Raw genomic sequence first — 12,428 nt, 5'->3', positions numbered from 1 at the left:
GTTACTCAGCCAGTTTCTGTGCAAAAATAAAGTTGTTATCAGGCAGTTTGGTGAACTGACGGATGATGTGATGGTAGGTCTCATCCGGGTTCAACGCGGCAAATTGCTGCGGATAAATCGCCTTGGCCAGATATTCCATCCCGACGATGTTGTACGGATGGTTGTAGAAATGATGATAAACGCCATAAACCCTTTTCGCTTGAATCGCCGGTATCTGATCGATGCCAGGGCGGCTCAGCAGCTCTTTGGCTTTGGCTTTAATATCGTCAGCGCTGGCGCCATAGCCGAACGGCAGAATTTTGCTGGCGCCGTTGCCGCGTTTGGAGCCGGTCATGATGTAAGCTTCTGGTTTCTCACTGATCACTTTTTCCAGTGACACAAAACCAGTTGCGCCTGGCAGCAGTTCTGAGCCGATGTTTTTTACGCCGATCGCTTCCAATAGACCGCCCCAGCCGTTATGGGCGTGGCTGAAACAGCAGGCTTCGCTATTGCCGGCGATGGGTTCGATGAACACCTTGGGTTTGTTGCTGATGCCAGCGGTGGTTTTCATGATGTTGTCAAAATGCTGGCGGTAGAAATCGGTATAGGCTTTGGCATTATCTTCGCGGTTCAGCACTTTACCGAGCAGGTCGATGCTGGGAGCGGTATTCTGGGCCGGTTTGATTTCATAATCTACAAACAGTAGTGGAATGTTCAACGATTGCAGCTTGCTGACTACGCCGTTGGTTTCCAGCGATGATTTGGCGCGCAATTGGGCTACCATCAGATCAGGTTTTTTCGCCAGAACGCTTTCCAGCTCGATATCGCCTTTGTCGCCGAAGCCCATGTCCATAATATTTTCGGCTTGCGGCCATGCGCCTTTGAGCAGTTCCCAAGTCGCTGTGTCTTGTTTTTTCGGCAAGTTATTCCAGGCAACCAGACGGGTGAACGGATTGTCCCGATCAAGCAGGGCCAACGCCATGATGTCACGCCCGTCCTGCAGCACGACATGCTGCGGCTCCTGTTTAATCGTGACGCTTCGTCCGTCAATATCGGTGACGGTGAGCGGGTACTGTGTAGCCAATACGGTAAACGAAGACGTCGTGAGTGCTGTAGCCAGCAATAAGCGATGAAGTGTGTTTCTTAACATAACTCTCCCTGAGGTTTACTGTTTATTAACGTAAATGACTCTTTGTTAACGAATGAGTTTAATTATTATTATCATATCTAAGCTAAACCATCACTTAACAGAGCGCAGTTGTAAAGAAAAATAACGAAACAGGCCATCAGTGGATGGCCTGTGAGAGACAGAGAGAGGTTAACGCTTCAGTGCGTCGCTGAGTTCTTCACGGATAGTCGACAGCAGAGATTTTACTACGCGGGGGTTGCCGGCAACGATGTTGCCTGTCGCCATGTAGTTGTGGCCGCCGATGAAGTCAGTCACCATGCCGCCGGCTTCGCGCACCAGCAGTTCGCCGCCAGCGAAATCCCAGGGTTTGAGGCCGATTTCAAAAAAACCATCCACCCGGCCGGCTGCGACGTAGGCCAGATCAAGCGCGGCGGAGCCGGTGCGGCGGAAATCGGCGCATTGGGCGAAGAGGACTTCCATCATGCGAAAATAGGTGGGGGAGTGCTGCTTCTGTTTGAAAGGAAAACCAGTCGCAAGTACGGTGCCGTCTAGATCACGGGCATTGCCGCCACGCAGACGATAACCATTCAGTTGGGCGCCCTGACCGCGAGCGGCGCTGAACAATTCATTGCGCATGGGATCGTAAACAACAGCCACTTCAGTGCGGCCCTTGACGCGCACAGCGATGGAAACCGCGAAATGTGGAAGACGTTTGATAAAGTTGGTGGTGCCATCCAGTGGATCAATAACCCATTGAACATCCTGATCTTCTCCGGCCAGTTCGCCACATTCTTCACCGATGATGGTGTGCTGAGGGTAGGCTTTTCGGATGACGTCAATGATCAAGCGCTCTGCATCGCGATCGACGTTGGTGACAAAATCATTACTGCCCTTCTGGCTGGCCTCGATGGCGTCAGGCGTTTCGTAATTTTTAGCTATCAGGTTACCGCCTTTGCGCGCAGCGCGAATGGCGATGTTAAGCATCGGATGCATGGGTATCGTCCACAAGAATGTTAAAGAACAGGAAAACGGCGCGGAGTATACCAGACGACAAGGTAAAGAGAAATGGGTGAGGCTGTGTTAATATGGGCTGTTTTTTTCCGTTTGGTATAACAGAGCCTACATGTTAGAGAATATACGCATTGTGCTGGTGGAGACATCCCATACCGGCAATATGGGGTCGACCGCCAGAGCGATGAAGACGATGGGATTAAGCCGTCTTTTTCTGGTTAACCCCCTGGTCAAACCTGACTCTCAGGCGATTTCACTGGCTGCCGGCGCCAGCGATGTCATCAGCCATGCAACAATTGTCGAGACGCTGGATCAGGCGCTCGAAGGATGCAGTTTGGTGATTGGAACCAGTGCGCGATCGCGTACATTGCAATGGCCAATGCTCGAGCCGAGGGAGTGCGGTGTGTTGAGCGCCGAAGAAGCACGTCATGCTCCGGTTGCCATTGTCTTCGGACGTGAACGTGTCGGGTTAACCAACGACGAATTGCAAAAGTGCCATTACCATGTCGCTATTCCCGCCAATCCTGAATACAGCTCACTGAATCTGGCAATGGCGGTGCAACTCCTGTCATACGAAATCCGGGTTGCCTGGTTGGATAACCTCAAAGCGGAAGAACCTGCTTATGAGGAAAGTCCCTATCCGTTGGTGGACGATCTTGAACGCTTTTACCAGCATCTTGAGCAGACGTTGCTGCAAACAGGTTTTATCCGTCACTCTCATCAAGGGCAGGTGATGCATAAATTGCGCCGTCTGTTTACCCGGGCTCGCCCAGAAAGCCAGGAGCTCAATATCTTGCGCGGTATCCTGAGTTCGATCGCCACGAATCGACACCCGCAGGGGAAATAGTTGAGTAAATTACCCGGTTAAATAGTTGACTGAAACACTCGGGAATGTCAGACTCATGTTGTGCTATGTATTACCGGATTCATAATACTTGTCTTAATAATACATGTTTATCTTACGGGTACTAAAAACATGAGACTGACATCGAAAGGCCGTTATGCCGTCACCGCCATGCTGGATGTGGCGCTGCATTCAAAAGAAGGCCCTGTACCTCTGGCTGATATTTCAGAGCGTCAGGGCATTTCGCTTTCCTATCTGGAGCAGCTTTTTTCCCGTTTGCGTAAACATGGTCTGGTCGCCAGTGTACGCGGGCCGGGCGGGGGTTATCTGCTGGGTAAAGACGCCAGCGAAATCGCCGTTGGCTCCGTGATTTCCGCTGTTGACGAATCCGTGGATGCGACCCGCTGCCAGGGGAAAGAAGGTTGTCAGGGGGGGGATCGCTGTCTGACCCATACTTTATGGCGTGATTTGAGCGACCGCATCAGTGAGTTTCTCAACAACATTACCCTGGATGAACTGGTGAACAACAAAGAGATTCTGGACGTCGCGGATCGTCAGGATGCAGATGCGCGTCGTACCGCCAACGGACGCATACAAGAAACCATCAGCGTCAACTTGCGCGCCTGAAACAAAAAAATAAAACGCCTTGAACGTTTTGAACGTGATGTACGGAGTTTAAGAGCAATGAAGTTACCGATTTATCTCGATTATTCAGCAACAACGCCGGTTGATCCGCGCGTGGCTGAGAAAATGATGCAGTTTCTGACGCTGGATGGCACTTTTGGCAATCCGGCTTCTCGTTCTCACCGTTTTGGCTGGCAAGCGGAAGAAGCGGTAGATATTGCACGTAATCAAATCGCCGAATTGGTAGGTGCAGATCCCAGAGAGATCGTTTTCACCTCTGGCGCCACTGAATCCGACAACCTGGCTATCAAAGGTGCAGCTAATTTCTATCAGAAAAAAGGCAAGCACATTATTACCAGCAAAACAGAACATAAAGCTGTGCTGGATACTTGCCGTCAGTTGGAGCGTGAAGGTTTTGACGTGACCTATCTCGCACCTCAGCGCAATGGCATCATTGATCTGCACGAGCTGGAATCGGCAATGCGCGATGACACTATTCTGGTGTCCATCATGCACGTCAACAATGAAATCGGCGTGGTGCAGGACATTGCCACAATCGGTGAGATGTGCCGTAGCCGCGGAATCATTTTTCATGTCGACGCAACCCAAAGCGTCGGCAAATTGCCGATCGATCTTGGCGTGCTCAAGGTTGATCTGATGTCTTTCTCCGGGCACAAAATCTATGGCCCGAAAGGTATTGGCGCGCTGTATGTTCGTCGCAAACCGCGTGTGCGTATCGAGGCGCAGATGCATGGCGGTGGTCATGAGCGAGGCATGCGTTCCGGTACGTTGCCTGTTCACCAGATTGTCGGTATGGGTGAAGCCTACCGCATCGCCAAAGAAGAAATGGCGGCAGAGTCGGTGCGTTTACGCTCATTGCGTGACCGTTTGTGGAACGGCATCAAAAATATCGAAGAAGTGTATTTGAATGGCGATCTGGAGCAAGGGGCGCCGAATATTCTTAATGTCAGCTTCAACTATGTTGAAGGCGAGTCACTGATCATGTCTCTCAAGGATCTGGCGGTTTCTTCCGGTTCAGCCTGTACGTCGGCCAGCCTTGAGCCATCTTATGTGCTGCGTGCGTTAGGGATGAATGATGAACTGGCCCATAGTTCCATCCGTTTCTCGCTGGGGCGTTTTACTACCGAAGAAGAAATCGACTACACCATTGATCTGGTACGCAAATCCATTGGCCGCCTGCGCGAACTTTCTCCGTTATGGGAAATGTTCAAGGACGGTGTGGATATCAGCAGCATCGAATGGGCGCATCATTAATTCGCAAGAATCAGGACACAGACTATGGCTTACAGCGAAAAAGTAATCGATCACTATGAAAACCCCCGTAATGTCGGTTCTTTTGATAACGAAGATCCGAATATCGGCAGCGGTATGGTGGGTGCGCCGGCTTGCGGCGACGTGATGAAATTGCAGATTAAAGTCAATGATGACGGTATTATTGAGGACGCCCGTTTTAAAACCTATGGTTGCGGCTCTGCAATTGCATCCAGCTCGCTGGTCACTGAGTGGGTGAAAGGCAAAAGCCTGAACGAGGCCGAATCCATCAGGAATACTCAGATCGCGGAAGAACTGGAGTTGCCGCCGGTGAAAATCCACTGCTCGATTCTGGCGGAAGACGCCATCAAGGCAGCGATTGCGGATTACAAAAGCAAACGTGGCATCAAGTAATAGTCGGATAGCTTAAATTTCGAGGTTGTTGTATGTCGATTACCCTGAGCGACAGCGCTGCGCAACGAGTCAGTAATTTTCTGGTTAACCGGGGCAAAGGCATTGGCCTGCGTTTGGGTGTGAAAACATCCGGCTGTTCTGGTATGGCGTATGTGCTGGAATTTGTTGATGAACTGAGTGAAGACGACGTCGTGTTCGAAGACAAAGGCGTTAAGGTCATTATCGATGGCAAAAGCCTGGTCTATCTTGATGGAACCCAACTGGATTTCATCAAGGAAGGATTGAACGAAGGCTTTAAGTTCAATAACCCTAATGTTTCAAGCGAGTGCGGTTGCGGCGAAAGCTTTAATGTGTGACCGCTGTTCGATTCGGGTTATTAGCCACTTCTGCCATTGCTTTCTGTCCTGTTCGGGATGATGGAAGTGATGGCAGCGCGTTAATTCCCCCCGAGTTCTCAGAGTACACTATGGATTACTTTACGTTGTTCGGGCTGCCGATTCGCTATGATGTGGATGGCAGCCTGCTTGCTTCCCGCTATCAGGAACTGCAACGGCAGTTTCATCCAGATCGTTTTGCCGCCAGCCCTGAGCGTGATCGCATGCTGGCGCTGCAGCAAGCGGCGACAATCAATAACGCTTATCAGGCGCTGAAGCATCCGCTGAAGCGTGCAGAGTATCTGCTATCGTTGCACGGTTTCGACCTGACAAACGAGCAGCACACCCTGCACGATACCGCGTTCCTTATGGAGCAACTGGAGTTGCGTGAAGAGCTAGATGCGATCGCGCGTCAATCCGATGCGGACAGGGTGTTAACCGTTTTTGCGGATCGGTTGAAAACGATGATACGCCAGCGTGACGAGCAGATGCGTCGGGAACTGGATGCGGAGTCCTGGAACGCCGCGGCGGATACTGTACGTAAACTACGCTTTTTTGACAGGCTTCAGCAGCAGGTTGAACAACTCGAAGAACAATTGCTGGAGCGGTGAATTTAATTCCGGTGAAAGTGCTGGCATGTTGTTATCGGAACGCCAGCTTTTTTACCCGCCGATTATTGATGGAAGCTCAATATGGCCTTATTACAAATCAGTGAACCGGGGATGACGGCGGCACCCCATCAGCATCGTCTGGCGGTGGGGATCGACCTTGGTACCACCAATTCTCTGGTGGCGACTGTACGTAGCGGTGAAGCACAAACTTTGCCTGATCATGATGGGCGTCATTTGTTACCCTCCGTAGTTCACTACCATGCCGACCACATCATGGTAGGTTGGGACGCTAGGCAGCAGGCGGCTGTCGACCCGGTGAATACCGTGAGTTCGGTAAAACGCCTGATGGGGCGTTCTCTGGCTGATATTCGTCAGCGTTATCCGCATTTACCTTATCAATTCAAGGCCAGCGAAAACGGTTTGCCTGTATTGCAGACCGCGGCCGGCCCGCGCAATCCTATCCAGGTTTCTGCCGATATTCTCACTGCGCTGGCCGCCAGAGCGCAGGAAACGCTTGGCGGCGAAACAGAGGGTGTCGTGATTACTGTGCCGGCGTATTTTGATGACGCACAGCGTCAGGGCACCAAGGATGCGGCGCGTCTGGCAGGGTTGCATGTGCTGCGGTTGTTGAACGAGCCTACCGCGGCGGCAATTGCTTACGGGTTGGACTCGGGTCAGGAAGGGGTGATCGCGGTTTACGATCTGGGCGGCGGCACTTTTGATATTTCTATTTTGCGCTTGAGCCGTGGCGTCTTTGAAGTGCTGGCTACCGGCGGCGACTCCGCGCTTGGCGGCGATGACTTCGATCACTTGTTGGTCGAATGGTTGCGTGAGCAAGCCGGTATTACCGCACGAGACGATCATACGCTGCAGCAGGTGCTACTGAAGGCGGCGATTCAAGCCAAAATTACCTTGAGTACGGCGGATTTCGCTGAGGTGTCGGTTTCCGGTTGGCAGGGGCGAATTACTCGTGAACAGTTCAACCAATTGATTACATCCCTGGTGAAACGGACATTACTTGCGTGTCGCCGCACCCTGAAGGATGCCGGTATTGATGCGCAAGACGTGCAGGAAGTTGTCATGGTCGGCGGCTCGACGCGAGTACCGCTGGTGCGCGAACAGGTTGGCGAGTTCTTCGGCCGGACGCCGTTGACGTCGATCGATCCGGATAAAGTCGTCGCCATCGGCGCTGCCATACAGGCTGATATTTTGGTCGGCAACAAGCCGGACAGCGAAATGCTGCTGCTGGACGTCATCCCGCTATCGCTGGGGCTGGAAACCATGGGGGGGCTGGTAGAGAAAGTCATCCCGCGCAATACCACGATCCCGGTTGCCAGAGCGCAGGAGTTCACCACGTTCAAAGACGGCCAGACGGCGATGATGATTCATGTCCTGCAGGGCGAGCGCGAGCTGGTGCAGGACTGCCGCTCGTTGGGCCGTTTTACTCTGCGCGGCATCCCGCCGTTGCCTGCCGGCGGTGCGCATATTCGTGTGACGTTTCAGGTGGATGCGGACGGTTTGTTGAGCGTAACCGCAATGGAGAAATCTACCGGCATTGAGGCGTCCATCCAGGTGAAGCCGTCCTACGGTCTGAGCGACGGTGAGATTGCCACGATGATCAAGGATTCCATGCTGAATGCACAGGGCGATATCGCCGCCCGTATGCTGGCGGAGCAAAAAGTGGAAGCCGCTCGGGTGTTGGAAAGCCTTCATGGCGCGCTGGCTGCAGACGCAGCATTGCTGAGCGAACAAGAACGAGCGGATATCGATACGGCTTACCGGCATCTTGAGCAGATGGCTCAAGGAGAGGATGCAGCGGCTATCGAATCTGCAATTAAAATATTGGATCAACAAACACAGGAATTCGCCGCCCGACGGATGGATGCATCCATTCGCCGCGCGTTGGCCGGTCATTCCGTGGACGAGGTATAACCATGCCAAAGATTGTTTTTCTTCCACATCAGGATCTTTGCCCGGAAGGCGCCGTATTGGAAGCTCAAACGGGTGAAACCATTCTGGATGTGGCGCTGCGAAATGGCATAGAAATTGAACATGCCTGCGAGAAATCCTGCGCCTGCACGACCTGCCATTGTATTGTCCGTGAAGGATTCGACTCTCTGGTGGAAAGTACGGAGGACGAAGACGATATGCTGGATAAAGCCTGGGGGCTGGAGCCTGAAAGCCGTCTGGGGTGTCAGGCTCGCATTGCGGATGAGGATTTGGTGATAGAAATTCCTCGCTACACCATCAACCATGCGCGTGAGCACTAAGGGGCGAGTCATGGGATTGAAATGGACGGACAGCCGTGAGATTGGCGAAGCGTTGTACGATCTTTATCCTGACGTTGATCCTAAAACGGTACGTTTCACGGATTTGCATCGTTGGATTTGCGAACTGGATGATTTCGACGATGAACCCGCGGCATCTAATGAAAAAATGCTGGAAGCCATTCTGCTGGTCTGGTTGGATGAAGCGGCATAGATAATGCTATGACGGGCTGCCTGCGGGGAGCCCGTTTTTCTTTTTCAAGTAGTTGATAATGGGCAAAAGAGTTGCCCGTTTGGAGTACGAACATGACAACAGAGGCAATGCTGATCAGCCTTTCACAACAGCCTGCGGATGCCCGTTGGGGAGATAAGGCTTCGTTAACTGTTAATGAACAGGGCTTTACCATTCATCTGTCCGGTGATAAGCCGCTGATGATTATCCAAAAGGCAGCCCGCAAGATAGACGGGCAGGGCATCAAACACGTCAAATTATCTGGCGAAGGCTGGGATCTGGAGAACAGTTGGGCATTCTGGCAGGGGTATCGCGGGCCCAAAGGCAAACGTCAGATCGAATGGGCTGAACTGCCGGAGGAACAGCGGCAAGAGCTGAACCGCCGTCTACAGATTGTCGATTGGGTGCGGGACACCATCAATCTACCGGCGGAAGATCTGGGGCCGGAACAGTTGGCTACACGCGCCGTCGACTTGATGTGCGCGGTAGCGGGCGACGCCATCGCCTACCGGATAACCAAAGGCGAAGACCTGCGTGAGCAGCAGTATCTGGGGCTGCATACCGTTGGCCGTGGTTCCGAACGCCCGCCGGTGCTGCTGGCGTTGGATTATAATCCGACCGGAAAGGCGGATGCGCCGGTGCTTGCTTGCCTGGTAGGCAAAGGGATTACCTTCGACAGCGGTGGTTACAGCCTGAAAGGCAGCAGTTTTATGGACTCCATGAAATCCGACATGGGTGGTGCGGCGTTGGTTACGGGGGCGCTGGCGATGGCGGCTTCCCGCGGTTTGAAACAGCGCGTAAAACTCTACCTGTGTTGCGCGGATAACATGGTCAGCGGCGATGCGTTCCGTCTGGGCGATATCATTCGGTATCGCAACGGTAAGAGCGTGGAAGTGATGAATACCGATGCGGAAGGCCGTTTGGTATTGGCGGATGGGTTGATCGATGCATCAAATCAGAATCCTGAATGGCTCATCGATTGCGCTACGTTGACCGGTGCGGCGAAGACTGCGTTGGGTAATGACTATCATGCACTGTTCAGCTTTGACGACGATATGGTGGCTGCATTGCAGGAAAGCGCTTGCCGTGAAGGTGAAGCGTTCTGGCGTTTGCCGTTGGAAGAGTTCCATCGCCAGCATTTACCGTCCAATTTCGCTGATCTGAACAATGTGGCTGGCGCCGCGCATACCGCAGGCGCCAGTTCAGCGGCGGCGTTTCTATCACATTTCGTGACGCGCTATCAGCAGGGGTGGCTGCATATTGATTGTTCCGCGACTTATCGTAAATCTGCGGTTGAACAGTGGTCGGCGGGCGCTACCGGATTGGGTGTTCGCACGTTGGCTGATTTTCTGTTGAGTAAGTCGGAATAAGCGTAGTCAGGGGGGGTTCCTGCGGGGATAAGCCAACATAAGTGAAACAGGGAACGGTGATAAAATCACACGTTCCCTGTTTCGTTATGGCACATTTAAAGATATAGCACAATGTGTTCAAAACGCCATCGGCGCGACCAAAGAAAAACACAGAATGACGATGACCGCTGAGGAGATGTATGGAATTTCTACCACAAAACAGGTTGGAACATGTGCTGATGAACGCAGCGACGGAGCCTGCGTATCGGCCGGAATTTTTTAACGTTCTGCTGGAGTCCACTGTGTATGTTTTGGGACGCAGCGAAGGCGGTGATCTGGACGCCGCTTCTCTGGCAACGGGCGTGGATGTTGACCTTCAGCATTGGGAGCGGACGGATGGCGACTCTGCGATCCCATTTTTCTCGTCACTCGATGCTTTACAGCAAGTTGTCAAGGAAGAACAAGGGTTTCTGGCATTGCCTGCCCGAACGTTGTTTGAAATTACGCAAGGCGCGACTCTGTTTCTGAATCCCAGGCTGCCGTATGGCAAAGAGTTTCTGCCACAGGAAATTGCGCATCTGCTGTCCGATGAGGGCGGCAGCCTGGTTGAGCAGCATATTATTGATGGGGAAGGTGAAATCAGTATTAGTGCTGTGGAGCATGCGCCATCGCAGATGGTTGATTCGCTGACTCAGTTGTTTAAACAGCATCATCAGGTACACCGTGCTTACCTGGCTCAGATTAAGGAAACGGGCGATGAAGCGCCGCATTGGTTGATTGGGCTTGATGCCGTCGGCGATGATATTGAGGCGATCATCCAGTCTGCGGGGGCAGTCGCGATGGATACACAGCCGGAGGCGTATCCGGTTGATATTTGTCTGGTGGATAACGACGAGCCCGGCGTCAGCCATTTTTTGATTCGGCACACCACGCCTTTTTATGAGCGGAAATGGGGCAGTTTCCTGCGTGATTTCAAAAACGCGGACAGCGCCTGACGGCCGTTGCGAATGCGCCGACGGAAAAGGAATATTCCACCGGCGCTAGTGTTACCGGCAGCGGCAGCATACATAGTGGATGGTATCGCCATAATACGGGAATGCCGATTGGCGATGACCTTCCGTCTCAGATGCGTCACACTCTGCCTGATGACGTTTTGAGGTCATGATTTCGCCCAATGATCAGACGCCGACGGCGATAGGGACATCATCACGGCTGCCCCATTCACTCCATGAACCGTCGTAAAGCGAAACGTTAGGGACGTCCAGTAGCGTCAATGCCAACACGATAACTGCCGCCGTGACGCCGGAACCGCAACTGGCGACGATAGGCCGACCGAATTCTACCCCGGCTTTGTGCAAAATGGTGGCGAGCTCGGCGTTCGGTTTCATGGCGCCGTTGGCGACCAGTGCATCCCAAGGGACATTCAGACTGCCGGGAATATGACCGCGATGCAGGCCTGGACGCGGTTCGTCGACGTCGCCAAGGTAACGGGGGGCGGAGCGGGCATCGATAATCTGTTCGGAGCGGTCGCGACAAATGGCAAGTACATCATCACGATGGCGGATAACGGATGCATCCAGCACGGCATTAAATGTGACGGAAGGTCGTGTAACATCGCCTTGTTCTAGCGGATAGCCTTGATGTTTCCATTCCGCTAACCCACCGGAGAGGATGACGATATGTTTCGCACCAAAGGTTTTCAGCATCCACCATGCGCGCGGCGCAGAAAACAAGTTGCCTGAGTCATAGATAACTAATTGCTGCCGTTCACTGATCCCGAGCCGGGCCATCGCTTGCGCAAAGACGTCAGGCGTCGGCATCATATGGGGCAGAGACGTGTTTGAGTCGGACAGTGCTTCGATATCAAAAAAAACGGCCCCTGGAATGTGTTCGGCGCGGTATTCAGCCGTAACGTCCCGGTTCGTTGCTCCTACAGGCAACATTCGTGCATCGATCAAAGTGATATCGTCGGTATTGAGTCGTTCAGCGAGCCAGGCGGCGGAAACAAACAGCGATGAAGATGATGCAGACATAAAATCCCCCCACGTAAGGGCAATGCCGGGTAGCGGAACAGCAAGGGCCCGGTAGATTGTGAACTCTTTTTGGGATTCCCTGATGACTGAACGACACAGGCACCACCGTGACGAAGCGCGATATTGCGCTTTGAGTAACAATGGCGGGTATTGTCAGTGATTTTACCGACGCCGACAAGCACCGTAACTGCACGGCGTTATCCTGCCAGACCATGGTATCAGCCGGTCTGTGTTCTGCATGGCGGGAGGGTTGAGGAAAAGAAACGGCGCGGGCAGATGTTCGAGAAAT

Annotated in this window: 14 protein-coding genes; 11 read left to right on the top strand and 3 right to left on the bottom strand. The window is 52.9% G+C overall.

Going from position 1 to position 12,428, the window contains the following annotated elements:
- Position 1 precedes the first annotated feature (1 nt).
- Both DPA2511_RS14140 and suhB read right to left on the bottom strand, forming a co-directional pair.
- Positions 2–1,129, bottom strand: coding sequence for an ABC transporter substrate-binding protein (locus tag DPA2511_RS14140; protein ID WP_015854437.1), 1,128 nt, complete (start codon positions 1,127–1,129; stop codon positions 2–4).
- Between the two features lie 168 nt (positions 1,130–1,297).
- Positions 1,298–2,101, bottom strand: a complete 804-nt coding sequence (suhB, locus tag DPA2511_RS14135) for an inositol-1-monophosphatase (RefSeq protein ID WP_015854436.1) — start codon at positions 2,099–2,101, stop codon at positions 1,298–1,300.
- 130 nt (positions 2,102–2,231) lie between these two features.
- Between suhB and trmJ the strand changes: the two genes are divergently transcribed.
- The 11 genes from trmJ (at position 2,232) to sseB (ending at position 11,101) form a co-directional block, all read left to right on the top strand.
- Positions 2,232–2,966: a tRNA (cytosine(32)/uridine(32)-2'-O)-methyltransferase TrmJ gene (gene trmJ, locus DPA2511_RS14130; protein ID WP_015854435.1), complete on the top strand. Its 735-nt coding sequence runs from the start codon at positions 2,232–2,234 to the stop codon at positions 2,964–2,966.
- Between the two features lie 129 nt (positions 2,967–3,095).
- The gene (iscR, locus tag DPA2511_RS14125; protein ID WP_015854434.1) at positions 3,096–3,590 is read left to right on the top strand and encodes a Fe-S cluster assembly transcriptional regulator IscR; all 495 of its coding nucleotides are present in this window, start codon (positions 3,096–3,098) and stop codon (positions 3,588–3,590) included.
- A 57-nt stretch (positions 3,591–3,647) separates the two neighbouring features.
- The gene (locus DPA2511_RS14120) at positions 3,648–4,862 is read left to right on the top strand and encodes an IscS subfamily cysteine desulfurase (RefSeq protein ID WP_015854433.1); all 1,215 of its coding nucleotides are present in this window, start codon (positions 3,648–3,650) and stop codon (positions 4,860–4,862) included.
- 24 nt (positions 4,863–4,886) lie between these two features.
- On the top strand, positions 4,887–5,273 hold the full coding sequence (iscU, locus tag DPA2511_RS14115) for a Fe-S cluster assembly scaffold IscU (protein ID WP_015854432.1): 387 nt from the start codon (positions 4,887–4,889) through the stop codon (positions 5,271–5,273).
- 32 nt (positions 5,274–5,305) lie between these two features.
- The gene (gene iscA, locus DPA2511_RS14110; RefSeq protein WP_015854431.1) at positions 5,306–5,629 is read left to right on the top strand and encodes an iron-sulfur cluster assembly protein IscA; all 324 of its coding nucleotides are present in this window, start codon (positions 5,306–5,308) and stop codon (positions 5,627–5,629) included.
- Between the two features lie 110 nt (positions 5,630–5,739).
- Positions 5,740–6,258 (top strand): co-chaperone HscB, encoded by a 519-nt coding sequence (gene hscB / locus DPA2511_RS14105; protein WP_015854430.1) that lies wholly within the window; start codon positions 5,740–5,742, stop codon positions 6,256–6,258.
- 81 nt (positions 6,259–6,339) lie between these two features.
- Positions 6,340–8,190 carry a Fe-S protein assembly chaperone HscA gene (hscA, locus tag DPA2511_RS14100; protein WP_015854429.1) on the top strand — a complete coding sequence of 617 codons (1,851 nt, stop codon included), beginning with the start codon at positions 6,340–6,342 and terminating at the stop codon, positions 8,188–8,190.
- A gap of 2 nt (positions 8,191–8,192) precedes the next feature.
- Positions 8,193–8,528 (top strand): ISC system 2Fe-2S type ferredoxin, encoded by a 336-nt coding sequence (gene fdx, locus DPA2511_RS14095; RefSeq protein WP_015854428.1) that lies wholly within the window; start codon positions 8,193–8,195, stop codon positions 8,526–8,528.
- A 10-nt stretch (positions 8,529–8,538) separates the two neighbouring features.
- A complete protein-coding gene (gene iscX / locus DPA2511_RS14090; protein WP_015854427.1) occupies positions 8,539–8,739 on the top strand; it encodes a Fe-S cluster assembly protein IscX in 201 nt (66 codons plus the stop codon).
- Positions 8,740–8,831: 92 nt separating this feature from the next.
- Positions 8,832–10,127, top strand: a complete 1,296-nt coding sequence (gene pepB, locus DPA2511_RS14085) for an aminopeptidase PepB (RefSeq protein ID WP_015854426.1) — start codon at positions 8,832–8,834, stop codon at positions 10,125–10,127.
- A gap of 179 nt (positions 10,128–10,306) precedes the next feature.
- Complete coding sequence (sseB, locus tag DPA2511_RS14080; protein WP_015854425.1) at positions 10,307–11,101, top strand: enhanced serine sensitivity protein SseB; 795 nt, start codon at positions 10,307–10,309, stop codon at positions 11,099–11,101.
- Between the two features lie 183 nt (positions 11,102–11,284).
- On the opposite strand, the gene sseA is transcribed toward sseB, so the two are convergent.
- Positions 11,285–12,139 (bottom strand): 3-mercaptopyruvate sulfurtransferase, encoded by an 855-nt coding sequence (gene sseA, locus DPA2511_RS14075; RefSeq protein ID WP_015854424.1) that lies wholly within the window; start codon positions 12,137–12,139, stop codon positions 11,285–11,287.
- Between the last annotated feature and the right edge of the window lie 289 nt (positions 12,140–12,428).

The sequence above is a fragment of the Musicola paradisiaca NCPPB 2511 genome (genome assembly GCF_000400505.1).
Taxonomy (GTDB): domain Bacteria; phylum Pseudomonadota; class Gammaproteobacteria; order Enterobacterales; family Enterobacteriaceae; genus Musicola; species Musicola paradisiaca.
The sequence above is the reverse complement of the archived record's forward strand: the minus strand, read 5'-3'. Positions and strand labels throughout refer to the sequence as shown.